This is a genomic window from Enterobacter sp. Tr-810 (assembly GCF_011752765.1).
Taxonomy (GTDB): Bacteria; Pseudomonadota; Gammaproteobacteria; order Enterobacterales; family Enterobacteriaceae; genus Enterobacter; species Enterobacter soli.
In genome coordinates this window covers 100,647-124,183 of record NZ_VWWW01000007.1, presented here as the reverse complement: position 1 = coordinate 124,183, position 23,537 = coordinate 100,647, and the positions used below count along the sequence as shown (strand labels likewise).

At 54.5% G+C, this 23,537-nt stretch carries 25 protein-coding genes; 8 read left to right on the top strand and 17 right to left on the bottom strand.

The genetic code is table 11. The features are described from left to right. Nucleotides 1–2: 2 nt before the first annotated feature. From recG to gmk, 5 genes are read right to left on the bottom strand one after another with little or no spacing between them, the layout of a single operon-like run. On the bottom strand, nucleotides 3–2,084 hold the full coding sequence (recG, locus tag F3J30_RS18510) for an ATP-dependent DNA helicase RecG (RefSeq protein WP_166718153.1): 2,082 nt from the start codon (nucleotides 2,082–2,084) through the stop codon (nucleotides 3–5). 3 nt (nucleotides 2,085–2,087) lie between these two features. Beyond that, nucleotides 2,088–2,777 (bottom strand): tRNA (guanosine(18)-2'-O)-methyltransferase TrmH, encoded by a 690-nt coding sequence (gene trmH / locus F3J30_RS18505; protein WP_014068336.1) that lies wholly within the window; start codon nucleotides 2,775–2,777, stop codon nucleotides 2,088–2,090. Nucleotides 2,778–2,781: 4 nt separating this feature from the next. After that, nucleotides 2,782–4,896: a bifunctional GTP diphosphokinase/guanosine-3',5'-bis pyrophosphate 3'-pyrophosphohydrolase gene (gene spoT / locus F3J30_RS18500; RefSeq protein ID WP_014068337.1), complete on the bottom strand. Its 2,115-nt coding sequence runs from the start codon at nucleotides 4,894–4,896 to the stop codon at nucleotides 2,782–2,784. A gap of 19 nt (nucleotides 4,897–4,915) precedes the next feature. Then, nucleotides 4,916–5,191 (bottom strand): DNA-directed RNA polymerase subunit omega, encoded by a 276-nt coding sequence (rpoZ, locus tag F3J30_RS18495; protein WP_000135058.1) that lies wholly within the window; start codon nucleotides 5,189–5,191, stop codon nucleotides 4,916–4,918. 54 nt (nucleotides 5,192–5,245) lie between these two features. Further along, nucleotides 5,246–5,869 (bottom strand): guanylate kinase, encoded by a 624-nt coding sequence (gene gmk / locus F3J30_RS18490; protein ID WP_166718152.1) that lies wholly within the window; start codon nucleotides 5,867–5,869, stop codon nucleotides 5,246–5,248. A 251-nt stretch (nucleotides 5,870–6,120) separates the two neighbouring features. Between gmk and ligB the strand changes: the two genes are divergently transcribed. After that, a complete protein-coding gene (ligB, locus tag F3J30_RS18485) occupies nucleotides 6,121–7,791 on the top strand; it encodes an NAD-dependent DNA ligase LigB (protein WP_166718151.1) in 1,671 nt (556 codons plus the stop codon). 1 nt (nucleotide 7,792) lies between these two features. On the opposite strand, the gene F3J30_RS18480 is transcribed toward ligB, so the two are convergent. Continuing rightward, nucleotides 7,793–8,410, bottom strand: coding sequence for a trimeric intracellular cation channel family protein (locus tag F3J30_RS18480; RefSeq protein WP_014068340.1), 618 nt, complete (start codon nucleotides 8,408–8,410; stop codon nucleotides 7,793–7,795). A 204-nt stretch (nucleotides 8,411–8,614) separates the two neighbouring features. Then, nucleotides 8,615–9,523, bottom strand: coding sequence for a LysR family transcriptional regulator (locus F3J30_RS18475; RefSeq protein WP_166718150.1), 909 nt, complete (start codon nucleotides 9,521–9,523; stop codon nucleotides 8,615–8,617). Nucleotides 9,524–9,615: 92 nt separating this feature from the next. Here F3J30_RS18475 and F3J30_RS18470 point away from each other — a divergent pair, with 92 nt between their 5' ends. Continuing rightward, nucleotides 9,616–10,629: an NAD(P)-dependent alcohol dehydrogenase gene (locus tag F3J30_RS18470; protein ID WP_166718149.1), complete on the top strand. Its 1,014-nt coding sequence runs from the start codon at nucleotides 9,616–9,618 to the stop codon at nucleotides 10,627–10,629. A 63-nt stretch (nucleotides 10,630–10,692) separates the two neighbouring features. On the opposite strand, the gene F3J30_RS18465 is transcribed toward F3J30_RS18470, so the two are convergent. From F3J30_RS18465 to F3J30_RS18455, 3 genes are all read right to left on the bottom strand, one after another. Next, entirely contained in the window at nucleotides 10,693–11,751 is a 1,059-nt protein-coding gene (locus tag F3J30_RS18465) for a methylated-DNA--[protein]-cysteine S-methyltransferase (protein ID WP_166718148.1), read from the bottom strand. Continuing rightward, nucleotides 11,735–12,499, bottom strand: coding sequence for an isocitrate lyase/phosphoenolpyruvate mutase family protein (locus tag F3J30_RS18460; RefSeq protein WP_166718147.1), 765 nt, complete (start codon nucleotides 12,497–12,499; stop codon nucleotides 11,735–11,737). Before F3J30_RS18460 ends, F3J30_RS18465 begins: the two co-directional genes overlap by 17 nt. 145 nt (nucleotides 12,500–12,644) lie before the next feature. After that, nucleotides 12,645–13,508 carry a YicC/YloC family endoribonuclease gene (locus F3J30_RS18455; RefSeq protein ID WP_014068345.1) on the bottom strand — a complete coding sequence of 288 codons (864 nt, stop codon included), beginning with the start codon at nucleotides 13,506–13,508 and terminating at the stop codon, nucleotides 12,645–12,647. 125 nt (nucleotides 13,509–13,633) lie between these two features. Between F3J30_RS18455 and rph the strand changes: the two genes are divergently transcribed. Both rph and pyrE read left to right on the top strand, forming a co-directional pair. Continuing rightward, on the top strand, nucleotides 13,634–14,350 hold the full coding sequence (gene rph, locus F3J30_RS18450; protein WP_014068346.1) for a ribonuclease PH: 717 nt from the start codon (nucleotides 13,634–13,636) through the stop codon (nucleotides 14,348–14,350). A gap of 72 nt (nucleotides 14,351–14,422) precedes the next feature. Continuing rightward, nucleotides 14,423–15,064 (top strand): orotate phosphoribosyltransferase, encoded by a 642-nt coding sequence (gene pyrE, locus F3J30_RS18445; protein ID WP_166718146.1) that lies wholly within the window; start codon nucleotides 14,423–14,425, stop codon nucleotides 15,062–15,064. 40 nt (nucleotides 15,065–15,104) lie between these two features. Here pyrE and slmA read toward each other — a convergent pair whose 3' ends face one another. The 3 genes from slmA to coaBC all read right to left on the bottom strand — a co-directional run bounded on the left by slmA (nucleotide 15,105) and on the right by coaBC (nucleotide 17,469). Then, nucleotides 15,105–15,701 (bottom strand): nucleoid occlusion factor SlmA, encoded by a 597-nt coding sequence (gene slmA / locus F3J30_RS18440; RefSeq protein ID WP_166718145.1) that lies wholly within the window; start codon nucleotides 15,699–15,701, stop codon nucleotides 15,105–15,107. Nucleotides 15,702–15,821: 120 nt separating this feature from the next. After that, a complete protein-coding gene (gene dut, locus F3J30_RS18435; protein ID WP_014068349.1) occupies nucleotides 15,822–16,280 on the bottom strand; it encodes a dUTP diphosphatase in 459 nt (152 codons plus the stop codon). Further along, the gene (gene coaBC / locus F3J30_RS18430) at nucleotides 16,258–17,469 is read right to left on the bottom strand and encodes a bifunctional phosphopantothenoylcysteine decarboxylase/phosphopantothenate--cysteine ligase CoaBC (protein ID WP_166718235.1); all 1,212 of its coding nucleotides are present in this window, start codon (nucleotides 17,467–17,469) and stop codon (nucleotides 16,258–16,260) included. Before coaBC ends, dut begins: the two co-directional genes overlap by 23 nt. Nucleotides 17,470–17,644: 175 nt before the next feature. Here coaBC and radC point away from each other — a divergent pair, with 175 nt between their 5' ends. From radC to mutM, 4 genes are all read left to right on the top strand, one after another. Next, nucleotides 17,645–18,310, top strand: coding sequence for a DNA repair protein RadC (gene radC / locus F3J30_RS18425; RefSeq protein WP_166718144.1), 666 nt, complete (start codon nucleotides 17,645–17,647; stop codon nucleotides 18,308–18,310). Nucleotides 18,311–18,526: 216 nt separating this feature from the next. After that, nucleotides 18,527–18,763 carry a 50S ribosomal protein L28 gene (gene rpmB / locus F3J30_RS18420; RefSeq protein ID WP_002436699.1) on the top strand — a complete coding sequence of 79 codons (237 nt, stop codon included), beginning with the start codon at nucleotides 18,527–18,529 and terminating at the stop codon, nucleotides 18,761–18,763. A 22-nt stretch (nucleotides 18,764–18,785) separates the two neighbouring features. Next, on the top strand, nucleotides 18,786–18,953 hold the full coding sequence (gene rpmG, locus F3J30_RS18415; RefSeq protein WP_003024094.1) for a 50S ribosomal protein L33: 168 nt from the start codon (nucleotides 18,786–18,788) through the stop codon (nucleotides 18,951–18,953). A gap of 74 nt (nucleotides 18,954–19,027) precedes the next feature. Further along, nucleotides 19,028–19,837, top strand: a complete 810-nt coding sequence (gene mutM, locus F3J30_RS18410) for a bifunctional DNA-formamidopyrimidine glycosylase/DNA-(apurinic or apyrimidinic site) lyase (protein ID WP_166718143.1) — start codon at nucleotides 19,028–19,030, stop codon at nucleotides 19,835–19,837. A gap of 47 nt (nucleotides 19,838–19,884) precedes the next feature. Here mutM and coaD read toward each other — a convergent pair whose 3' ends face one another. From coaD to F3J30_RS18390, 4 genes are all read right to left on the bottom strand, one after another. Continuing rightward, nucleotides 19,885–20,364 carry a pantetheine-phosphate adenylyltransferase gene (coaD, locus tag F3J30_RS18405; protein WP_166718142.1) on the bottom strand — a complete coding sequence of 160 codons (480 nt, stop codon included), beginning with the start codon at nucleotides 20,362–20,364 and terminating at the stop codon, nucleotides 19,885–19,887. A 3-nt stretch (nucleotides 20,365–20,367) separates the two neighbouring features. Then, entirely contained in the window at nucleotides 20,368–21,138 is a 771-nt protein-coding gene (locus F3J30_RS18400) for a glycosyltransferase family 2 protein (protein WP_166718141.1), read from the bottom strand. Then, entirely contained in the window at nucleotides 21,138–22,412 is a 1,275-nt protein-coding gene (gene waaA / locus F3J30_RS18395; RefSeq protein ID WP_166718140.1) for a lipid IV(A) 3-deoxy-D-manno-octulosonic acid transferase, read from the bottom strand. The genes F3J30_RS18400 and waaA overlap by 1 nt, the downstream gene beginning before the upstream one ends. A 67-nt stretch (nucleotides 22,413–22,479) precedes the next feature. Next, nucleotides 22,480–23,463, bottom strand: coding sequence for a glycosyltransferase (locus F3J30_RS18390; RefSeq protein WP_166718139.1), 984 nt, complete (start codon nucleotides 23,461–23,463; stop codon nucleotides 22,480–22,482). Nucleotides 23,464–23,537: the final 74 nt, after the last annotated feature.

Genomic DNA, 23,537 nt, shown 5'->3' with positions numbered 1-23,537 from the left:
TATCAGGCGTTGGAATAGCGCTCGGTTTCAGGCATCCAGCGTTCAATAAGCGCTTTTGCCTGGTCCGGGTAGCGTTCATGAATATGGCGGGCAAGGCGCTGAACTTCGGGGATCATGGCCTGATCGCGCAGCAGATCGGCCACTTTGAATTCGGCGTTCCCCGTCTGACGGGTGCCCAGCAATTCGCCAGGGCCGCGGATCTCCAGATCTTTTTGCGCAATCACGAAGCCATCGTTGCTGTCGCGTAATACCTGTAAACGCATTTGTGCCGTTTTCGAAAGCGGGGCTTTGTAGAGCAATACGCAGTGGGAAGCCACGGCTCCGCGCCCGACGCGGCCACGCAGCTGGTGGAGTTGCGCAAGGCCAAGACGTTCCGGGTTTTCAATGATCATCAGGCTGGAGTTCGGAACATCCACGCCCACTTCGATGACCGTGGTGGCAATCAGCAAATGCAAATCACCCTGTTTGAATGACTGCATTACTGCCTGTTTTTCGGCGGGCTTCATGCGGCCGTGAACCAGGCCCACGTTCAGCTCTGGCAGGGCCAGCTTCAGTTCTTCCCACGTTGCCTCTGCCGCTTGCGCTTCAAGCAGTTCTGACTCTTCAATCAGCGTGCAGACCCAGTACGCCTGGCGGCCTTCCTGAGTACAGGCGTTGCGGACGCGGTCGATGATGTCGCTGCGGCGCGTGTCCGGGATGGCAACCGTGGTGACCGGCGTACGGCCCGGCGGCAGCTCGTCGATGGTCGACGTATCCAGATCGGCGTAGGCGGTCATCGCCAGAGTGCGGGGGATCGGTGTTGCGGTCATGATCAGCTGATGCGGATGGAAGCCCTGCTGAAGACCCTTTTCCCACAGCGCCAGACGCTGATGCACACCAAAACGGTGTTGTTCGTCGATGATCACCAGGGCCAGACCATTAAACTGCACCTGCTCCTGGAAGATGGCATGGGTGCCGACAATCATCTGCACTTCGCCGCTGGCAATCGCGTCCTGTTGCGCAAGACGTGCTTTGCCCTTTTGTTTACCGGCGAGCCAGCCGACTTCAACGCCAAGCGGGGCAAACCAGTTGCGGAAGTTGTTTGCGTGTTGCTCTGCAAGAAGCTCGGTAGGCGCCATCAGCGCCACCTGTTTGCCGTGGGCAATCGCACGCAGGGCGGCCAGTGCAGCAACCAGTGTTTTACCGGAACCCACGTCACCCTGAACCAGACGCATCATTGGCACATCAAGCGCCATATCACGTTCAATTTCGGCGACAACGCGCGCCTGTGCGCCTGTCGGTTTAAACGGCAGTGATGCCAGCAGCTTATCTTTTAAATCATCACGGGCGCTTAACGGCTGAGCATGGAAGCGCTGCGCGCCCGCCCGCAGTGCCAGCATACTCAGGTTATGCGCCAGTAATTCTTCAAGGATAAGCCGCCGCTGTGCCGGATGCTGACCGCTTTCTAAATCACTGAGTTGTAGCGACGGAGGTGGGCGATGCAGCGTATGCAGTGCTTGCGGCAGGCTCATCATCCCCTGCGCCAGCTCAGGCGGCAGCAGTTCGGTTATGGCGCAGGTATCGAGTAATTCCAGCGCCTGATCGGTGAGCTTACGCAACGTGGCTTGTTTGATGCCTTCGGTGGTCGGGTAAACCGGGGTGAGCGTTTCCTGTAGCTCCGGCGTGCTGAGATCGCCCTGCACACGGTATTCCGGGTGGATCATCTCCGCGCCATATTTACCGCGTTTGGCTTCCCCGTACGCGAGCACGCGCCGGCCAGTGGCCAGGCTGTTTTTCATTGCTGCGCTGAAGTTGAAAAAGCGCATGGTGAGGATACCGGAGCCATCGCTTATCTGGCAGGTCATCATCCGGCGACCGCCGAAAGTGATGTTGCAGTTCAGTACTTCACCTTCAACCGTGGCGTAAATCGCGGGAAGGAGATCGCCAATTTTATACAACTGGGTGCGGTCTTCGTAACGCAGGGGGAGGTGAAGCAGGAGATCCTGCACGGTGTGCAGGCCAATTTTCGCCAGTTTGCTGCTTTGCGCCGCACCCACGCCTGTCAGCGTATTGAGCGGAATGGCATCCAGCAGGCGGCCTTTCATGGGTTATCCTGCGTACTGCATGGTGGACCACCACTCGGCATCGGCTTCGATTTCGCCCTGCGCGTTGACGTGGGGGTACGGTAATTTTTTCTGTTTCGCCACGCGGGCCAGCACCGGATAGCCGCCTTCAAACAGCAGGCGTTGCTGTTCGTCTTCCGGCAACATGCTGTTGCTGCGTTTGTACATCCCGGCGTTCTGACGCTGGCGTTGCGCCTCATACAGAATGAGCGCAGACGCCACGGAGACGTTCAGCGATTGCACCATGCCGATCATCGGGATGATGATGTCCTGATCCGCCAGATCCAGCGCTTCTTGCGAGATCCCGGTTTTCTCCTGACCCATCAGAATGCAGGTCGGGCGGGTGTAATCTATCTCGCGGAAGTCGACGGCTTTATCAGACAGGTTGGTGGCAAGGACCTGCATCCCGCGTCCTTTCAGGTGCGAAACGGCTTCGCCGATGGTCTGATGGTTTTTCACTGATACCCAGCTGTTGCTGCCTGCCGCTGCGGAAACCATGTTGCGCATCCGGGAACCAGGCCAGACGGCGTGCACTTCATGCACGCCCACGGCGTCGGCGGTACGGACAATCGCAGAGACGTTATGAGGTTTATGGACCTGCTCCATGCAGACCGTCAGGTCCGGTTGGCGCCTGGCGAGCATCTCGCAGATACGTGCATAACGTTGTGCATTCATAAAACTAGTTTCTGTTTCGGGTGACTTTAATCACGTCCGGCATCACGCGGATTTTGCGCATAATGTTTGCCAGATGCACGCGGTCACGGGCCGTCAGGCGGATAAAGGCGCTGTAAACACGGCCATCTTTTTCTTCGGTATTCAGGCTCTGAATATTTGAAGAGGCCGTGTTGATTGCCGCCGTCAGGTTAGCCAGTGCACCCTGATGGTTGAACATATCCACCTTAATTTCGGTGATAAATTCCTGCGCTGTCTCTTTATCCCACTCCACCGCCATGAACTTCTCTGGCTCTTTCTGGTAGCCACGGATGTTACGGCAGGATTCGTGATGGATAACCAGGCCTTTGCCCGGGCTGACGTGCGCAATAATCGGATCGCCCGGGATCGGTCGGCAGCATTTGGCGAAGGTGATAAGCACCCCGTCCGCGCCTTTGATCGGCAAGTGACCGTGGCCTTGCGTAGTGGATGGCGCAGCAGAGGCATCACCCTGTTGCAGGTTTTTCGCAACGACCACGCTCATGGCGTTGCCGAGGCCGATTTCTGCCAGCAGGTCATCAAGTGATGCAAGTTTCATGCGCTCCAGCTCGCGCTGGATGTTCTCTTTCGGGATCTCCGCAAGCTTACGGCTGCCACCCAACGCGTGGTTGAGCAGACGACGGCCAAGGCTTACCGAATCATCGCGTTTGAGGTTTTTCAGCAACTGGCGAATTTTGGCGCGTGCTTTGGAGCTGACGACAAAGTTCAGCCATGCCGCGTTCGGACGTGCGCCCGGCGCGGTGATAATTTCCACCGTCTGACCACTTGAAAGCGGCTGAGACAGCGGGTAAGGCTGTCTGTCGACACGTGCGCCAACACAGGCATGACCGATATCGGTATGGACTGCGTAAGCGAAGTCGACCGGTGTTGCACCAGCAGGCAGCTCGACAATGCGCCCCTCTGGTGTGAAAACGTAAATCTCATCCGGGAAGAGATCGGATTTAACGCTCTCGATAAATTCAAACGAGCTACCAGCGCTCTGTTGCAGTTCGAGCAGGCTCTGCATCCAGCGTTGCGCGCGGATCTGTGCAGTGGTGCTACTTTCACCGCCGTGCTCTTTATACGCCCAGTGTGCCGCGACACCCATTTCTGCCATCTGGTCCATGTCTTCGGTGCGGATCTGCACTTCAACAGGAACGCCATGAGGGCCGATCATCGAGGTATGCAAAGATTGATAGCCGTTCGCTTTTGGAATGGCGATGTAGTCTTTGACGCGACCAGGACGAGGTTTGTAGAGGCTGTGCATCTGGCCCAGTACGCGATAGCAGGTATCGGCATCGTGCACGATGACGCGAAACGCGTAGATGTCCATGATCGAGTGAAAACGCTGCTCTTTGAGCACCATTTTGCAGTAGATGGAGTACAGATGCTTTTCGCGACCGCTGACGCGGCACGGAATTCCCGCTTCCTGTAAACGCCCTTCAATTTCAGAGAGGATTTTTTGAATCATCTCTTTACGGTTACCGCGTGCGGCTTTCACCACCTCTTTAATCACGCGATAGCGGTTTGGGTACAACGCTTCAAAACCCAGCTCTTCCAGCTCGGTTTTAATGTGATGGATACCTAAACGGTGCGCCAGCGGGCTATAGATTTCGAGGGTTTCACGGGCAATGCGGCGACGTTTATCCGGGCGGAGTGAGCCCAGCGTGCGCATGTTGTGGGTACGGTCAGCGAGTTTGATGAGTATGACGCGGATATCCTGCACCATCGCCATAATCATCTTGCGGAAGTTTTCGGCTTGCGCCTCTTTCTTGTCGCGGAATTTCAGCTTATCAAGCTTAGATACCCCTTCCACCAGTTCGGCAACGCTTTTGCCAAACAGCTGTTCCATATCCTGGTAGGTGGCGGGGGTATCTTCGATCACGTCATGCAGCAGCGCGGCCATCAGGGTTTCATAGTCGAGTTTCATCTCGGCCAGAATACAGGCCACCGCTACCGGGTGCGTGATATAGGGTTCACCGCTTGAACGTGTCTGGCCCTCGTGAGCGTCACGTGCAACGAGATACGCCTGCTGGAGACGCTTAATTTGGTCTTCCGGCAGGTAGTGTTGAATCAGCTGATTCAGGCTTTCAAACAGATACAAGGGCGACCCGCAGGTTTAATTAACGACGACCTTCAGCAATGGCGGTTACGGCCTGCAGTTCTGCGGCTTCCTGCTCTTGCTGCTCCTGGCGCTCACGCACGTCGAGGATCTGGTTGTTGATCAGACCTTCTTCGATTTCGCGAAGTGCAATAACGGTGGTTTTATCGTTTTCTTCCGGTACCAGCGGATCTTTGCCGCCTACCTGCATCTGACGAGCGCGACGCGCGGCGACCAGCACCAGGTCAAAACGGTTACCAATTTTCTCTACAGCGTCCTGAACAGTTACGCGTGCCATACTTAAAATGCTCCACAGGTGAAGAAATGACTGGGCATGATACTGAAAGTGGGTTCAGTCTGCCAACAGTTTGGTGATTAATGCGTCATGTCGCTGCTTCTGGCGGCTCATACGCAGACGTTCTGCGCGAAGAATGGTTTTGAGATCGCTCAGTGCGGCATCAAAATCATCATTCACAATAAGGTAATCATATTCCGCGTAATGGCTCATTTCTGCAACTGCCTGTTCCATACGCTTTGCGATAACTTCTTCGCTGTCCTGGCCACGGCCACGCAGACGGCGATCCAGCTCATCTTTCGAAGGCGGTAAAATAAAGATGCTGCGCGAATCGGGCATTTTCTTGCGGATTTGCGCTGCACCCTGCCAGTCGATATCCAGGAACACATTTACGCCAGTTGCCAGAACCTGCTCAATGGTTTCACGCGAGGTTCCGTAGTAGTTACCGAAAACTTCCGCATGTTCAAGAAACGCGTCTCTGCCGATCATCGCTCTGAATTCGTCGTGATCCACAAAGAAATAATGTTCACCGTGTACTTCACCCGGACGCGGTTGACGCGTGGTGTGTGAAACAGAAACCTGCGTGTCGTACAACGGTTGGGTTTTTAACAGTGCCTGAATAAGGCTGGATTTACCCGCGCCACTAGGGGCAGAAACAATATAAAGCGTGCCTTGAGCCATGAGAGTCTTTTGTATGTGTTAGCGAAGAAGTCCTACATACGGGCTTATTATACACGTCGCCGCCCTGTGACGTAGCCTTTGTCACACTTTTTCACCTGGATTATTGAATTTTGCGTAACGTTTTCCGGTTTTACATGCGGTTTGCTGCAACGGCAATAAATCCTGGATAACGCCTCGCAGGTTGATGTTTTGACGTTAGCACCCTGACGCGTACCGGGTTATACCTCTGGCCATTCAATGGAGGGGTAGCGATGTGGCGATGGATAAGCGGGATGATGTTGCTGTGGTGCGGGTATAGCGTGGCGGTTTGCCCGGTCTGGCCGCCAGCAAAAGCAGACAAAGAAATAGCGACGCTCAGTGCGCAGCTTAAGCGCTGGAACGATGCGTACTGGCAACAAGGCAGCAGCCCGGTCAGCGATGAAGTCTACGATCAGCTCACTGCACGGCTGAAACAGTGGCAGCGTTGCTTTGGCAGCGAACCTGCGGATGTGGCGATCCCCGTGCTGGCGGGGAATATTCAGCATCCTGTTTCCCATACAGGGGTACAAAAAGTGGCGCATAAAGCGGCGCTTCGCCAGTGGATGCAGGTGCGCGGCGATCTCTGGGTGCAGCCAAAAGTCGATGGTGTGGCGGTGACGCTGGTCTATCGCAACGGGGTGTTAACCCAGGCAATTAGCCGTGGGGACGGCAACAAAGGGGAAGACTGGACTGAGCAGGTTCGCGCAATACCGTCGGTTCCTGGTCACCTGCAAGGCGCACTGGCGAACAGCGTGTTGCAGGGCGAGTTATTCCTTCTGAGCGATAACCATATTCAAAAGCAGATGGGTGGAATGAATGCCCGGGCAAAAGTCGCCGGTGCCCTGATGCGAAAAACCGACAAATTGCAATTAAGCCGTATTGGTGTGTTTATCTGGGCCTGGCCGGATGGTCCGGCAACGATGCCGCAGCGTCTTACGGCGTTAAAAGAGGCCGGGTTCCCCCTGACGGCGCGCTATACGCTGCCCGTCCGCTCAGTGGATGAAGTTGAGAAGCAACGTGCGCAGTGGCTCAGTTCCCCGCTCCCGTTTGCCACTGATGGTATTGTCGTTCGTTCAGCGAATGAGCCTCTGGGTGAACGCTGGCTACCTGGAGAAGGGCACTGGGTGGTGGCATGGAAATATGCGCCGGTTTCGCAGGTTGCGGAGGTAAGGGATATTCGTTTCACCGTGGGAAGAACGGGCAAGATTTCAGTTATTGCCGCGCTGGAGCCCGTGCAGCTGGACGACAAACGTGTTCAGCGGGTTAACCTGGGCTCTGTGGCCCGCTGGCAGGAACTGGATATTGCCCCAGGGGATCAGATCCTGGTGAGCCTTGCCGGGCAGGGCATTCCCCGGGTTGATAAAGTTGTCTGGCGGGGGCCGCTTCGGCAGAAACCCAATCCGCCACCCTCAAATTACCATTCGCTGACCTGCTTCTATGCATCCCCGGAGTGCATGGAACAATTTATCGCCAGGCTGACGTGGTTAAGTTCAAAACCGGTGCTGGATATTGAAGGCGTGGGGGAGTCTGCCTGGAGAACGCTTTATCAGACTCACCATTTTGACCATATTTTTTCGTGGCTTTCGTTAACTCAGGCGCAGTTACAGGCGACACCGGGGTTCTCTGCCGCGCGCGGATTGGCGGTATGGCATCGGTTTAACCTGACACGCGAACGGTCATTTATTCGTTGGGTCACGGCGATGGGGATCCCACTGCCTCAGGCTTCACTGAAAGCGGCCACAGGTTTGTCGTGGCAGGAAATGAGCCAGCGTAATACTACGTACTGGCGAGCGTTACCGGGGACAGGAGAAGAAAAAGCGCGGCAAATCGTTAACTGGCTGCATCAGCCCGAGGTTGCTGCGCTGGCAAAATGGCTTGCAGAGCAGCACATCAACGGATTTTAAGTCAGTGCGCGTTGTGCTTGTAATGAAAAACGGGCAGGCCGAGTTTCAGGCGCAACGCCAGCATCCGGGCGGTAAAGCCAAACAGCAGCGTGGAGATAACCACCACATCGTGATTAGACACGTAATGCTGCAACGCAACGTAGAGCACTGCTGCGGCAAAGGATATCCCGGCATACAGTTCTTTCTGGAACACTAACGGAATGCGTTTGCAGAACATATCGCGCAGCACGCCGCCGAACACCCCCGTGACTACGGCAGCGATGATGGCAATAACCGGGCCTTCACCCATATCCAGCGCGATTTGGGCACCAATAATCGAAAAGACGATAAGCCCAAGCGCATCCAGCACCAGAAACAACCGGCGCAGATGGGGCATTACGGGGGCGACAATCGTGGTTAACACCGCGGCCGTTGCCACAATAATCACGTATTCAGGGTTTTTCACCCAGCCGAGCGGGTAATGGCCCAGCAGTATATCGCGCACGGAGCCACCGCCGAGTGCGGTTGCGGTGGCGATAATGATCACGCCGAAAGTATCCATGCGGCGACGTCCGGCAGCGAGTGCGCCGGTCATGGCTTCTGCGGTGATCCCGATAAGATAAAGAATGTGAAGCAGCATATAACCTCCGGTGTGAAGGTGTGGAGGTTAGCGATTTGTGCGCAAGATCACGATTGAGATTTTCTAAGGCGACGTGTTTTTGATAATTTTTTGTAATGAATAATTATTGAATATAAATAATTCAATATATTGTTTTATATGGATTATATTTCCATATTTAGTCTGGTTTTACTGAGTGATTAGATTGTTTTTTACCTAAAAAAACTAATCCTTTAAAGCGATGCGAAGTGGCAGTTTCTCGCGCAGGCGATCAACAGCAATACGAACCTTGAGCGGTAGCCAGCGCGTTTTTGGCCAAACCGCATGAATAGGAAGCCGGACTCCGGCTGTATCGGGAAGGATCTGAACCAGACGTTTACTGTGTAGTCGTTCGTTAATGAGCCAGTAAGGAAGCCAGGCAATCCCGTCCCCGGCTTCAGCGGCATCGGCAATCGCATCCAGATCGTCCATAAACAGGCGTCCTTCAGGTCTGAAACGTTCCATCTGCCCCTGGATTGTGAGCTGCCACTCCAGTGGTCTGGATTTGTTCATGTAATAAATCGCCTGATGTTGCATAAGCTTGTCAGGTGAATCCGGTGTGCCATACCGGGCCAGGTAAGATGGTGCCGCGCAAAGCCGCATGTCGTGCCACGATAGCTGGCGAGCAACCAGTTCGCCGTTATCTCCCAGCTGACCATTACGCACTGCGAAGTCAAAACCTTCGTCCACCAGATTAATCACGCGATCGCTAAAGGAGAGTTCCAGAATCAGCTCGGGATGCTCCCGAGCCAGCTCCATTAATACAGGCGCCACGCAACGACGCCCAAACAACACGGGCAAGGATACGCGTAAGCGTCCGCGTAAAACCTGTTTGCCGCTTTCCAGAAGCGCTCGTGCTGATTCCATTTCGCCATGAGCGCGTTGAGCGTGTTCAAGAAGAAGCTCACCCTCAGCCGTCAGCGTTTGGCTGCGGGTGGTGCGCTGAAACAGCCTGACCCCGAGCCTGCTTTCGAGCCGTGCGATGCTTTTACCCACAGCAGAGCGCGACAGATGTAGCCGCTCCGCTGCCCTGGCAAAGCTGCCGCTTTCAACCACTTGCAGGAAAAGGTCGATACCATCAAACCGGTTAAGCATTGTCGCTCCTGAGGCACCAATATGAGGAAAAAGTATCAGCACTGTTGAGTTAATTGCAACGTTATCCTTGTTCCATCGTTTAGCAAATAAGGATGAAAAAGATGAAGTACTGGACAATGAACTCGGCCGGACGCGATAAACTCTCTCTTCAGACACAAACGCTGACAGCGCCGGGGCCGCATGAGGTGCGTGTCAGGGTCAACGCGGTTGCCCTGAACTATCGCGATAAGCTGATTATTGAAGGCGCTATGCCTGCTGTTTTCCCGCTGACGCCAGCGTCGGATATGGCCGGCGTTGTTGAAGCGGTGGGGGATAACGTAAGCCAGTTTACGCCAGGCGATCGGGTTATCTCTTCATTTTTCCCTGATTGGATCGAGGGTAAACGTCCTGGCAGCGCAGGTAAGCCTCACGGTGCAGCACTTGGTGGCGCGTATCCCGGAATGCTGGCGCAACAGATTGTGGTCAACGAAAACTGGCTGGTGGCCTCACCTGAAAGCCTCAGTGATGTTGAAGCGAGTACGCTGCCCTGTGCAGGGTTGACGGCCTGGTTTGCCCTGGTGGAGCAGGGGCAACTAAAAGCGGGGGATTCGGTTCTGGTCCAGGGTACAGGTGGCGTTGCCCTGTTTGCCCTGCAAATCGCCAAAGCTCAGGGAGCGACGGTTTACGTGACCTCATCTGGCGAAGACAAACTCGCAAGCGCGAAGGCACTGGGCGCCGATTTTGGGATAAACCGGCTTCAGGGCGACTGGGTTGAGCAGGTACTTGAGCTTAGCCACCATCGGGGTATTGATCATGTGGTGGATACGGTGGGAGGCTCAAATGTCGCGCGCTCTGTCGCCGTTGTTGCCCCCGGAGGACGCGTGTCGCTGATTGGCGTGCTGGAAGGATCCGATATCGTTGTACCGGGTGGGCTGATGTTGATGAAGTCTGCTGTGATTCAGGGCATTGGTGTGGGTCACCGCAGGGCATTGGCCGACCTTGTTCATGCTGTGGATGCTACACGTATCAAACCTGTAATCGACAGCACCTGGACGCTGGAACAACTCCCTGAAGCACTGGCGCGTCTGGACAGCGGACCATTTGGCAAGATTGTGGTTACGCTATAAAAAAAGCCCCTCTGGGGCTTTTTTCTGACCGCGATATACCGCCTGGCGGGTACAACGGAATGCTCAGAGATGCGCTTTCCTGATTTTATCTTCGTGGCTAATCAACCACGCTTTACGCGCAATTCCTCCGCCGTAACCGGTCATAGAGCCATCCTTGCCAATTATGCGATGGCACGGGATAACAATCGCGACACGATTCGCGCCATTCGCTGAGGCAACAGCGCGCACGGCAGTCGGTTTGCCAATCTCCGTCGCAAGGGCCTGATAATGTGCGGTATCACCAAACGAAATGCCCTGTAATCCCTCCCAGACGCTTCGCTGGAACTCGCTGCCGGGTGTATCAAGCGCCACATCGAATGATTGCCGCACGCCGGCAAAGTATTCCCCCATTTCTTTCTCAGCCTGGCGGGTATGGGCGTTTTCCCCTGCGATAATGTTCGCATTGAACAGGTGTTGCAGATCCCTGAATTCGGTTTCCAGCGCCCGACGGTCGACAAATTCCAGCAGACAAACCCCGCGCTCAGTGGCGCAGACAAACATTGGGCCCAGAGGGGTAGTAAAGCGATGAATGAGGATTATTTCTTTGCGTGTACCGGGCGAGGAGCCCGTCAGTTTTTTACAGGTGTAGCCAAAACCGCTTAAGGATCCGTAACCATTGTCGAACGCAACGTCAGTCGCTGAGCGACCGGTTTTTAGCTCCTGTAGCGCCACGTTAACCCGCTGCATTCGCTGAAAGGCCTGAAACGTTATCCCGTGGTTTTGCAGGAACCAGCGCCGTACCCGCTCCGGGCTGATGCCGTTCTGACGCAGTTCAGTATCGCTGACGCGTTCTTTGGGTTGTACGCGTAGCAGCTTTAGCGCGTGTTCAATGAAATCGGGCGCACTACTGGCGTTCTCTGTTGGGCGACACACCTTGCACGGGCGAAACCCGGCATCCAGAGCGGATTTGAAATCAGTATAAAATTCAACGTTCTCTCGTTTGGGTTTTCGCGCACGGCATACCGAAATGCAAAACACGCCGGTAGTTTTAACGCCCACGAAAAAAACGCCGGTAAATTCTTCTGCACGGTTGAGTAATGCCTGATACCAGATATCGCACTGGGTATTATCGGTTATTTTCATAGTCAAAAACGTCCGAGAAAGAGTGGTTTTCCTGGATCTTACAGAGTAAATCTGTGAGCCGCGTTTGCAGGGTAGCATGGATAAAATTACCCATCGAAATGCGCTTTACACCCAGTGAGGACAGAGTACTGAAATCTGGCAATGAAGGCATACACATCACGTTTAAAGGTACTGCAATTTCGCTGGCAAGGGCGGCAATATCGTCAGAACGGGTCACGCAAGGGACAAATAATCCGTGAGCGCCCTGCTCGGTATATAACCGGCCACGATAGAGCGTCTCTTCCAGCGTATTTTCACAGCTAAGTAAAAACGTATCGGTACGCACATTAAAAAATATACCGGGGCAGGCCTGGGTCAGCTCGCGCAGCTTGTCGGCAAAGTTTATTGCATCCACCAGGCTGCGTTCGTGATTAACAACCCGGCTGTCTTCAATATTGATCCCCACTACGCCCAGGTGCGCCAGGCGGTGAATATTCTCAATCACCTGGTCAGTGGTATCGCCGTAGCCTGCTTCAAGATCCACGCTTAAGGGCAACTCTGTAACTGCTTTGATGCGGGAAACGATAAAGAACAACTCGTCAAAACTCATGCCTTCGCCGTCTTCATACCCTAACATCGTGGCAATAGCGGCGCTGGACGTACCCAGTGCCTGATATCCCGCCTGCTCGGCGGCGAGAGCGCTGCTGGCATTCCAGACGTTGGCGATAAGCAATGGCTGGGGCTGATGGTGAAGTGCGTTGAAGTCCATGATTTTCTCCTGTTGTGATGTGCAGTATGAATGTGCCGCGTCAGGCACAGCTCTCACAACCGAAAATCGGACGAGCATTTTTCGAGGGCTCAAAATGAAAAAGGCCACTGTTTACAGTGGCCTTTTCTCACGTGACTGCGGGAGATTATTCGATGTTCTGGATCTGCTCGCGCATCTGCTCAATAAGCACTTTCAGCTCAATGGCAGAATTAGTGACGTCGGAATTGATGGATTTAGACGCCAGAGTGTTCGACTCGCGGTTAAACTCCTGCATCATAAAATCGAGGCGACGACCTACAGCTTCTTTCTTCTTCAGAATGTTGTAGGTTTCTTTCACGTGCGCTTCCAGACGGTCCAGCTCTTCTGCAACGTCCACGCGCTGCGCCATCAGCACCAGCTCTTGTTCCAGACGGTTGTTTTCTAACTGAACTTCGGCTTCTTCCAGCTTCGCCACCAGGCGCTCGCGCTGCCATTGCAGCACTTCTGGCATATGGGCACGGACTTTGGTGACTTCGGTGCTGACACCTTCAAGGCGTTGCTCAATCAGGGCTTTCAGCGCCTGACCTTCCGTTTCACGGGCAACGATAAAGTCATCCAGGGTGCCATCGAGAGCGGCAAGGATTTCCGCAGCGATAGCATCCAGATCCTGTTCACCGGCGGCCATGACGCCAGGCCAGCGCAGAATATCAACCGGATTGATTTCGCCTTCATCGCTCTGCATTTTGACCCAGTTCGCCGCATTGACGAGCTGTTTTGCCAGTTTTTCGTTGAGGATCAGTTCGCCCTGTGCGCTGGCATCGGGCTCAAAGCGCAGGTTACATTCAACTTTACCGCGCGTCAGGCGAGTACGGATACGCTCACGCACAACAGGCTCAAGGCTGCGGAACTGCTCCGGCATACGGAAATAAGTTTCCAGGTAGCGCTGGTTTACCGAGCGCATTTCCCAGGTCGCGCTGCCCCAGCTGCCCTTGATTTCACGCCGGGCGTAGGCGGTCATACTGCGGATCATAGACATTCCCGTTTTTAAAGGAGAGATGGGGGGATTATAGCTTTCAGGACTTTGTCAGGATAGGAATAAGCGCGTTTAATCCGTATAATGCGCAGCCACATTCGTTTCAAGCCGGAGAATTCATCATGCGTCCAGCAGGTCGTAGCGCCAATCAGGTGCGCCCCGTCACCCTGACCCGTAACTATACAAAACACGCTGAAGGCTCCGTGCTGGTTGAATTTGGTGATACCAAAGTTCTGTGCACCGCGTCCATCGAAGAAGGTGTACCGCGTTTCCTGAAAGGTCAGGGCCAGGGCTGGATCACCGCGGAATACGGCATGTTGCCGCGTTCAACCCATACCCGTAACGCGCGTGAAGCGGCGAAGGGTAAGCAGGGCGGCCGTACCATGGAAATTCAGCGCCTGATCGCACGTGCGCTGCGCGCCGCGGTAGATCTGAAAACGCTGGGTGAGTTCACCATTACCCTGGACTGCGATGTTATCCAGGCCGACGGCGGTACGCGTACGGCGTCCATCACCGGTGCTTGTGTTGCACTGGCTGATGCCCTGAATAATCTGGTTGCTGCGGGCAAACTGAAAACCAATCCACTGAAAGGGATGGTTGCTGCGGTTTCTGTGGGTATAGTGAATGGCGAAGCGCTCTGCGACCTGGAATACGTTGAAGATTCTGCCGCAGAAACCGACATGAACGTGGTCATGACCGAAGATGGTCGAATTATTGAAGTGCAGGGCACGGCAGAAGGCGAGCCGTTCACTCACGAAGAGCTTCTTACCTTGCTGGCTTTGGCCCGAGGGGGAATCGAATCCATTGTAACGACGCAGAAGGCGGCGTTAGAAAATTGATTTTAAAGGCGACTGATGAGTCGCCTTTTTTTTGTCCGTAGAAAAACAAAAAGTCATTTGAGGAGTAAGCCCATGAAACCGTATCAGCGCCAGTTTATTGAGTTTGCGCTTAACAAGCAGGTACTTAAGTTTGGCGAATTTACGCTGAAATCCGGGCGTAAAAGCCCCTATTTCTTCAATGCCGGGCTGTTTAATACCGGGCGTGATCTGGCACTGTTAGGCCGTTTCTACGCAGAAGCGCTGGTGGATTCAGGGATTGATTTCGACCTGCTGTTTGGCCCTGCTTACAAAGGTATCCCGATTGCGACGACTACTGCTGTTGCGCTTGCGGAACACCACGACCGCGATGTGCCGTACTGCTTTAACCGTAAAGAGGCTAAAACCCACGGTGAAGGTGGCAACCTGGTGGGCAGTGCGCTGCAAGGCCGTGTGATGCTGGTGGACGATGTGATCACTGCGGGTACAGCGATCCGCGAATCAATGGAAATCATCCAGGCAAACGGCGCAACGCTTGCGGGCGTGCTGATCTCTCTGGATCGTCAGGAGCGTGGACGCGGCGAAATTTCTGCTATTCAGGAAGTGGAGCGTGATTATGGCTGCAAAGTGACGTCAATCATCACTCTGAAAGACCTGATTGCGTATCTGGAAGAAAAACCAGAGATGGCGGACCACCTGGCATCGGTGCGTGCGTATCGGGAAGCTTTCGGCGTGTAATTCAATTGCCCGGTGACGTAACGCTCACCGGGCCTGAATACTACTGCAATTGCGCCGCCACTAACGGCCAGCGGGCGTCAAAATCGTCCGTTGGACAGTATTTGAATTCGCTGCGCACAAAGCGGGAGAGCATACCCTCGCAAAACGCCAGGATCTGACTTGCCAGCAGCGTTTCGTCAGTGACATACCCTTCACCTTCGCGCATTTTCTTCTCTCGCAGTACCTGGCGTAGCTGCGCTTCGATGCGTTCAAAGAGCTGATTAATGCGGCCCTGGAGTCTGTCCTGTTCAAACATCAGTGCGTGGCCCGTCAGAATGCGGGTTAAACCTGGGTTACGTTCGCCAAAACCCAGAATCAACAGCACAATCAGACGCAGACGCGCGGTGGTGTCTTTCTCATCTTTCAGAATCAGGTTGATGCGCGTGATCAGGCTGTCTTCGATAAACTCGATCAGGCTGTCAAACATCCGGGTTTTGCTGGGAAAATGACGGTATAGCGCTGCCTCTGACACGCCAACAGAAGCGGCCAGTTTTGCAGTGGTGATGCGTTGACTGCCATCGCTGGATTCAAGCATCAGAGCCAGAGATTGAAGTATTTCTTCGCGACGATTCCTTTTCGCAGTTTGTTTTTCTGCCATGTTACAAAATACCCCTGAAAATAATCACTTGCCAGGCTGGCATCCACGCAGCGACCGCAAACTGGCGTTTGCGGTTTTTTATTGCATTATGGCGCTGTGGGACGCGTCTTTATTGGGCGATTATTTACGCCCGGAATGGCCGAAGCCGCCTTCGCCGCGGTCGGTGGCATCAAAGTCTTCCACCAGGTTAAATTCTGCCTGCACCACCGGTACAAATACCATCTGCGCGATGCGTTCGCCCGGTTCAATGGTGAAGCTGTCCTGACCACGGTTCCAGACGGAAACCATCAGTTGACCCTGATAGTCAGAGTCGATAAGACCCACCAGGTTACCCAGCACGATACCATGCTTGTGACCCAGGCCAGAGCGAGGCAGGATCACCGCTGCCAGCGACGGGTCAGCAATGTGAATCGCCAGCCCGGTCGGGAGCAGGGTGGTTGCACCCGGCGCCAGTTCTACGGCGTCATCGAGACAGGCACGCAGGTCAAGACCGGCTGAGCCGGAGGTGGCATAGGTTGGCAGCGGAAATTGCTGACCAACACGCGGGTCCAGAATCTTAACGTCGATTTTTTTCATCATAACGGGTAACGATCTCGTCCAGTAATTGTTGGCCCAGGAGTTCCTTGCGCTCAAGCGGTAAGACTTTATCTCCATCCTGCCAGAAAAGGTGCAGTGCGTTGCTGTCGCTGTTAAATCCTTGAGTGGCCAGCGATACGTCGTTCGCGCAAATCAAATCGAGGTTTTTGCGGGTACGTTTTTGCCGGGCATATTCTTCCACATTATTCGTTTCTGCGGCAAACCCAACAACATAAGGACGGTGGTTTTTCAGAGAAGCAACACCGGCAACGATATCCGGGTTTTTCACCATTTTTATTGTTAATTCATCGCCTTGCTTTTTGATTTTCGCATCAGCAATGGTCTCTGCACGGTAATCAGCCACCGCCGCACAGCCGATAAAAATCTGCTGGTTTTGCGCGTGAGCCTGCACGGCCGCTTCCATTTCCAGCGCCGTTGTTACATCAATGCGCTGTACAAAAGGCGGCGTCGGCAGTGACACCGGGCCACTCACCAGCGTGACGTTTGCCCCGCGTTTTGCCGCGGCCTGAGCAATGGCAAAGCCCATCTTACCGGAGCTGTGATTGGTGATATAGCGCACCGGATCCAGCGGCTCGCGCGTTGGGCCCGCGGTAATCATGATGTTGAGATGTTGCAGATCGTTGACAGGCGCAAAATGGGCGGCGGCCATATCCACAATCGTCAACGGGTCGAGCATTCGCCCTGGGCCGATATCGCCACAGGCCTGGCTACCGCTGTCTGGCCCCCAAATCAGCAGACCACGTGCGGCCAGGGTATCCAGATTATGCTGGGTGGCGGCATTACGGTACATCTGCTGGTTCATGGCGGGAACCACCGCAACAGGTGCAGGTGTTGCCAGGCAAATTGTCGATACCAGGTCGTTTGCCATGCCTGCGGCAACGCGCGCAATCAGGTCGGCCGTTGCCGGGGCAAGAATAACCAGGTCTGCCCATTTGCCCAGCTCAATATGGCCCATCGCGGCTTCGGCAGCCGGGTCTAGCAGGCTGTCTGATACCGGGTATCCTGAAACGGCCTGTAGGCTCAGGGGAGTGATAAAGGCTTTACCGCCTTCCGTTATCGCGACCCGCACATCGGCCCCGCGCTCGCGCAAGCGGCGTACCAGCTCCGGCGCTTTATAGGCAGCGATACCGCCGCTCACGCCAAGAACGATTTTTTTACCGGCCAGGCTCATCATGATTCTTTCCTGTTGGGTTTCACCAGAGAGCGGGCATTTTATCACATTCCCAAAAGCGGGGTGATTTTGTCCTTCGGTCACTTTGCGAGGCGTTACGCAAGAATGAAAACTGTGCGTCGAACGCAGTACTGGCCTGTGGCAGCATAGACGGCAACCACAAGGAGACAGGGATATGGAACATATTTCACCCATGCTGCCGCGTGAAAAAATGCTGAATTTTGGCATTACGTCGCTAACGGATGATGAGCTGCTGGCACTGTTTTTACGCACTGGTACACCAGGGAAAACGGTTTTCACTCTGGCGCGCGAGCTGCTGCAACACTTTGGTTCGCTATACGGCTTACTGACTGCCGATCTGGCAGAGTTTAAGCATGTTGAGGGTATCGGTGTGGCGAAATATGCCCAACTGAAAGGCATTGCAGAGCTTGCCCGGCGTTTTTACAGCGTGCGGATGCTGGAAGAGGATTCGCTCTTAACCCCTGACATGACGAGAGAATTCCTGCAAAGCCAGCTGACGGATGCCGAGCGCGAGATCTTTATGGCGATCTTCCTCGACAATAAAAATCGGGTGCTGAAGCACTGCCATCTGTTTTCGGGAACGCTGAACCACGTTGAGGTCCATCCGCGAGAAATTGTGCGGGAAGCGATAAAAGTGAATGCAGCCGCCGTGATCCTCGCGCATAATCACCCCTCAGGCTGTGCGCAACCGAGCAGAGCCGACAAAGAGATCACCGCGCGCATTATCAAATGCTGTCAATTCATGGACATTCGTGTGCTGGACCATCTGATAATTGGTCGCGGAGAGTACGTTTCTTTTGCAGAACATGGTTGGATTTAGACCATTTCACGCGATCCATCGGGATCTTTGTCTGTTCGGGACTTGAGCACATCGCCGAGTCAGCGTATACTACGCCACCTTTGAGAATCTCGGGTTTGGCAATTGGGCCTGGCAATCGAGAGTTCGCTTAGAACTGCGATGACCGGGCTGTAAAGCCTGACGAGGCGCCGATACCCCATACGAAGCTCGAGCTAATTTGATTTTTGGAGAATAGACATGTCCCGAGTCTGCCAAGTTACTGGCAAGCGTCCGGTGACCGGTAACAACCGTTCCCACGCACTGAACGCGACTAAACGCCGTTTCCTGCCGAACCTGCACTCTCACCGTTTCTGGGTTGAGAGCGAGAAGCGTTTTGTCACCCTGCGTGTATCTGCTAAAGGTATGCGTGTTATTGATAAGAAAGGCATCGATACAGTTCTGTCCGAACTGCGTGCCCGTGGCGAAAAGTACTAAGTACTTAAAGAGGAAATAAATCATGGCTAAAGGTATTCGCGAGAAAATCAAGCTGGTTTCTTCTGCTGGTACAGGTCACTTCTACACCACCACGAAGAACAAACGTACTAAGCCGGAAAAACTGGAACTGAAAAAATTCGATCCAGTTGTACGCCAGCATGTACTGTACAAAGAAGCTAAAATTAAATAATTTTAGTCTCCTTGTATTGAAAAACCCCGCTTCTGCGGGGTTTTTTGCATTCTGACTCTCTCAACGGAGGAACCATGCCTGAATTACCTGAGGTAGAGACCAGCCGCCGCGGTATTGAACCCCATCTGGTTGGCGCGACCATTCTTCATGCTGTCGTGCGCAATGGCCGTCTACGCTGGCCGGTTTCCGACGAGATCCACGCCCTGAGTGATAAACCGATTCTGAGCGTGCAGCGCCGAGCCAAGTATCTGCTGCTGGAACTACCGGATGGCTGGATAATTATCCACCTGGGGATGTCCGGGAGCCTGCGTATTCTCAGTGAAGAATTACCCGCCGAAAAACACGACCATGTGGACCTGGTGATGAGCAATGGCAAAGTCCTGCGCTACACCGACCCGCGTCGCTTTGGGGCGTGGTTGTGGACCAAAGAGCTTGAAGGGCATAGCGTGCTGGCACATTTGGGGCCTGAACCGCTGTCTGACGCCTTTAACGCAGACTACCTGAAAGAGAAGTGCGCGAAGAAGAAAACCCCGATCAAACCCTGGCTGATGGATAACAAGCTGGTGGTGGGCGTGGGCAATATCTACGCCAGTGAATCCCTGTTTGCTGCGGGCATTCATCCCGACCGCCTGGCGTCGTCGCTGTCGGCACAGGAGTGCGAGCTGCTGGTCAGAGTGATTAAAGCGGTACTGCTGCGCTCAATTGAGCAGGGCGGAACGACGCTGAAGGATTTCCTGCAAAGTGACGGTAAGCCGGGCTATTTTGCGCAGGAGTTGCAGGTGTATGGCCGTAAGGGCGAGCCGTGCAGAGTGTGTGGAACACCGATTATTGCCACGAAGCACGCTCAGCGTGCCACGTTCTACTGCCGCCAGTGCCAGAAGTAATGCAGTTGCCAGCCGGGCAAGCGTAACGCCGCCCGGTAATCTGACGGCTACTTAAGCTTTTCCATCAGCGCCTGATGGACATTCACCGGCAGGAAGTGGGTCACATCGCCGTGATGACGGGCGACCTCTTTCACCAGCGTGGAAGAGATAAACGACCACTCTTTTGATGGCATCAGGAACACGCTCTCCAGATCTGGCATCAGATGGCGATTCATGTGCGCCAGCTGCATCTCATACTCGAAGTCAGCCACCGCGCGTAGCCCACGGATCAGGATATTAGCCTGCTGGGTGCGGGCGAAGTTGGCCATCAGATCGCTGAATCCCACGACCTCAACGTTCGACAGATGTGAAATCGCATCAGTAGCGAGCTGTACGCGCTCGGGCAGATCGAACATTGGCTTTTTGCTTGGGCTGGCGGCAATCGCCAGAATCACCTTATCAAACATGCTTGCCGCACGGGTGATGATATCAAGATGGCCGTTGGTGATTGGATCGAAGGTACCCGGATAAATCGCTTTTGTGCTCATGGCTCACGCTTTCTCTGAGTAGCCGCGGCTCAGCGCCCACAGCTCGGTGTATTTGTTAAAAGTATACTGGGCATTCACGACCGCCAGTAACCAGCCCTGTTTTCCGTCCAGCACGCCGCCACGCAGCAGCAGGGTTTTCAGAAATGCCCCGATCGTATGGGTGAAAATACCGGTCAGCGTTGCTTTCTTGCCACGCTGATGGCGTTCCTGTGCCCATGCGGTCGCGTAATTGAGCTGTTTACGCTGGAAGCTGGCGAAATCGCGGCAGGTCAGGTGCAGTAAATCACCGTTTAAGGCGACTACCGGCGCGTTATCGCAGGCCAGGGATTCATGCACAAGGTTATCGTTGTACTGGTAACGCTCGCGTTCATACAGGCGCATCACGCGGTCAGGATACCAGCCGCTGTGGCGCATAAACCGGCCGAGAAAATAGTTACGACGCGCGATGCTGTATACAGCGTCTGACTGAGGCGCGGCGAGCACGCCCTGAATCGCCAGCTGAAGCTCTGGCGTAATGCGCTCGTCGGTGTCGATCATCAGCACATAGTCACCGGTCGCGTAAGATTGCGCGCGTTGACGCTGCACGCCATAACCCTGCCAGTCCGTATTGGTGTACACCTTCACGCCTGCTGCACGGGCTATCTCTGCCGTGTTGTCCTCACTGCCTGAATCGAGGAGGACAATTTCGTCAGCCCAGGCCACAGAGGCCAGGCAATCGGGAAGCAGGTCGGCGGCGTTTTTGGCGATCATGACGACCGACAGACGCTGAGACATTAATGGCTCCGCTGAGGCAGATAAGGTTGAAGAAGTTGCAGCAGACGGGTCAGTGCGCCCTGGTTCTGATGCAGCACCTCGACGGCATGGCGGCCGTACCACAGACGGTAATCTTCGTCGGTCAGCAGATTTGACACCTCTTTGACCACCGAATCCGCGTCGGTTACGGTAATTAAGCCATCGGCTTGCTGCAATTTAGCGCAGATATCTTTGAAATTAAATGTATGCGGGCCCATCAGCACCGGAATAGCGTGCGCCGCAGGCTCCAGTGGGTTATGACCGCCACGTTCGACCAGGCTGCCGCCCACAAAGGCGAGGTCGGCAATACCGTACAGCAGCATCAGTTCGCCCATTGTATCGCCAATTACCACCTGGGTGCTGCTGGACGGGATCTCGCCGCTGCTACGCAGGGTGAAACTGAAACCGCCTTTCTGCACCATCTCGCGGGCGTCTTTGAAACGTTCCGGGTGACGCGGCACCAGAATCAGCAGTAAATCCGGGAATTTTTCCAGCAGCTTACGGTGCGCTTGCAGGATGACCTCTTCTTCGCCGTCGTGGGTACTGGTGGCAATCCAGACCTGGCGGCGCGGGGCCCACTGGCGACGCAACGTAACAGCGCGTGCGGCAAGCTCAGGCGTGACCGAAATATCGAATTTCAGGCTGCCGGTCACCGCAAGCTGGTTGCGTTTGAGACCAAGAGAGACAAAGCGCGCAGCGTCTTCTTCGTTTTGCGCGGCAATCAGTGTGATCTTGCCAAGCAGACGACGCATAAATTTACCCAGCTTGCCGTAACCTTTAGCCGAGCGCTCAGAGAGGCGCGCGTTGGCAATAACCAGCGGGATTTTACGGGCATGAAGGGCAGAAATCATATTCGGCCACAGCTCGGTTTCCATCACGATCACAAGCTTAGGGCGAACGGTATTCAGGAAACGGTTCATGGCGCAGGGCAGATCGTAAGGCAGATAGACGTGATGCACGTCTTTGCCAAATGCGGACATCACGCGCTCAGAGCCGGTCGGCGTCATGGTGGTGACGGTGATCGGCAAAGAGGGGTAACGGTGGCGCAGGGCACGTACCAGCGGAATCGCCGCCAGCGTTTCGCCAACAGAAACGGAATGCAGCAAAATACCGTCCGGGGCGACTTTATTGCGGCAATAGCCATAGCGTTCAGCCCAGCGTTTTCGGTACGCAGGCGCTTTACGGCTACGAAGCAACAGTCGCAGCCACACCAGTGGCTGAATGATGTAGAGCAGGGCGGTATACAACAATTCCAAGCGATTATCCGTTTTTTTTAGTTTCGGCGGGCAAATTCTAAGCATTTAAGCCAGGTAAAGCTATCTCTTATGCCAGATACCGCTTTAAACGGAAATAACGGCGACCCAGGCGCCAGTGCTGGCGAAGCCCACGGGCGTTTTTCCAGATAAGCGTCCAGATACCGCGATCGAACAGCTCCTGGATAATTTCACGCTTTTTGGCCGTATCGCCAATGTTGTTAATCGCGTGCAGGATCCCCAGACCCTCTTTCGCAATTTGCCACTGGCAGGCCGGCACGCGGCGCACGGCATCCGGGTAGCGCTGGTTGATAACGTCCAGCATCTCAAGGATTTTCATATAGTGGCGCGCGTTACGCATCCGCGTGTCATCGGTACCTGGCGTGTGTGATACCGATGCAGAATGGATGAGGTAGTCATAGAACGTTTCGTCTGTGTACTGAACGCGTTTGGCGGTCAGCAGCACTTCGGTCGTCCACGGAATATCCTGATGGCGCAGCCCATGCTCAAACGTGAATCCCTGCGCTTTAATAAAGGCGTGGCGATAAATATTAAGCCAGGTCACATGCAGGAATTTACGTGATGCCAGCGCGCGCTGAAGCCAGGTTGGGCCGTCCAGCACGTCTGTGGATTGCAGCTTGTCAGACGGGAAGATTTTTTTCGCAGGTCTGCCGTCATCGTAAATATAGGTGCCGTTACAGGTGGCGACGTCGAGATCGTTTTTCTTCGCCATCTCCAGCAGACGTGGGTACATGCCCGGGTAGATCACATCGTCGATGTCCGGGAACGCGACATACTCGCCTGTGGCCTCAGCCAGACCGGTATTACGGGCAGCAGATACGCCCTGGTTGGTCTGTTCGATAACCTTGTAATACGGGAATTCACTGGCGTATTGCGCAATGATGGCCGCAGAGTTATCGCTTGACCCATCGTCCACAACGACAAGTTCCAGACTGTCCAGATGTTGAGCTTTGATGCTGTCGAAAAATGCACTCAGGAATTTTTCACCGTTATAGACGGCGACCACAAGGCTCAATAAAGGTGTGTCGGACATGCTTTCTCCGTTGTGTTCAGGGCAGGCCACCCATGTTGGTGGTACCATTCGTGCTGTATTATATCTGGTGGATA

Coding starts and splice junctions, on each gene's coding strand:
- recG (WP_166718153.1), bottom strand. CDS start 2,084: ATGAAAGGCCGCCTGCTGGATGCCATTCCGCTCAATACGCTGACAGGC.
- trmH (WP_014068336.1), bottom strand. CDS start 2,777: ATGAATGCACAACGTTATGCACGTATCTGCGAGATGCTCGCCAGGCGC.
- rpoZ (WP_000135058.1), bottom strand. CDS start 5,191: ATGGCACGCGTAACTGTTCAGGACGCTGTAGAGAAAATTGGTAACCGT.
- gmk (WP_166718152.1), bottom strand. CDS start 5,869: ATGGCTCAAGGCACGCTTTATATTGTTTCTGCCCCTAGTGGCGCGGGT.
- ligB (WP_166718151.1), top strand. CDS start 6,121: ATGTGGCGATGGATAAGCGGGATGATGTTGCTGTGGTGCGGGTATAGC.
- F3J30_RS18480 (WP_014068340.1), bottom strand. CDS start 8,410: ATGCTGCTTCACATTCTTTATCTTATCGGGATCACCGCAGAAGCCATG.
- F3J30_RS18475 (WP_166718150.1), bottom strand. CDS start 9,523: ATGCTTAACCGGTTTGATGGTATCGACCTTTTCCTGCAAGTGGTTGAA.
- F3J30_RS18470 (WP_166718149.1), top strand. CDS start 9,616: ATGAAAAAGATGAAGTACTGGACAATGAACTCGGCCGGACGCGATAAA.
- F3J30_RS18465 (WP_166718148.1), bottom strand. CDS start 11,751: ATGAAAATAACCGATAATACCCAGTGCGATATCTGGTATCAGGCATTA.
- F3J30_RS18460 (WP_166718147.1), bottom strand. CDS start 12,499: ATGGACTTCAACGCACTTCACCATCAGCCCCAGCCATTGCTTATCGCC.
- F3J30_RS18455 (WP_014068345.1), bottom strand. CDS start 13,508: ATGATCCGCAGTATGACCGCCTACGCCCGGCGTGAAATCAAGGGCAGC.
- rph (WP_014068346.1), top strand. CDS start 13,634: ATGCGTCCAGCAGGTCGTAGCGCCAATCAGGTGCGCCCCGTCACCCTG.
- pyrE (WP_166718146.1), top strand. CDS start 14,423: ATGAAACCGTATCAGCGCCAGTTTATTGAGTTTGCGCTTAACAAGCAG.
- slmA (WP_166718145.1), bottom strand. CDS start 15,701: ATGGCAGAAAAACAAACTGCGAAAAGGAATCGTCGCGAAGAAATACTT.
- dut (WP_014068349.1), bottom strand. CDS start 16,280: ATGATGAAAAAAATCGACGTTAAGATTCTGGACCCGCGTGTTGGTCAG.
- coaBC (WP_166718235.1), bottom strand. CDS start 17,469: ATGAGCCTGGCCGGTAAAAAAATCGTTCTTGGCGTGAGCGGCGGTATC.
- radC (WP_166718144.1), top strand. CDS start 17,645: ATGGAACATATTTCACCCATGCTGCCGCGTGAAAAAATGCTGAATTTT.
- rpmB (WP_002436699.1), top strand. CDS start 18,527: ATGTCCCGAGTCTGCCAAGTTACTGGCAAGCGTCCGGTGACCGGTAAC.
- rpmG (WP_003024094.1), top strand. CDS start 18,786: ATGGCTAAAGGTATTCGCGAGAAAATCAAGCTGGTTTCTTCTGCTGGT.
- mutM (WP_166718143.1), top strand. CDS start 19,028: ATGCCTGAATTACCTGAGGTAGAGACCAGCCGCCGCGGTATTGAACCC.
- coaD (WP_166718142.1), bottom strand. CDS start 20,364: ATGAGCACAAAAGCGATTTATCCGGGTACCTTCGATCCAATCACCAAC.
- F3J30_RS18400 (WP_166718141.1), bottom strand. CDS start 21,138: ATGTCTCAGCGTCTGTCGGTCGTCATGATCGCCAAAAACGCCGCCGAC.
- F3J30_RS18390 (WP_166718139.1), bottom strand. CDS start 23,463: ATGTCCGACACACCTTTATTGAGCCTTGTGGTCGCCGTCTATAACGGT.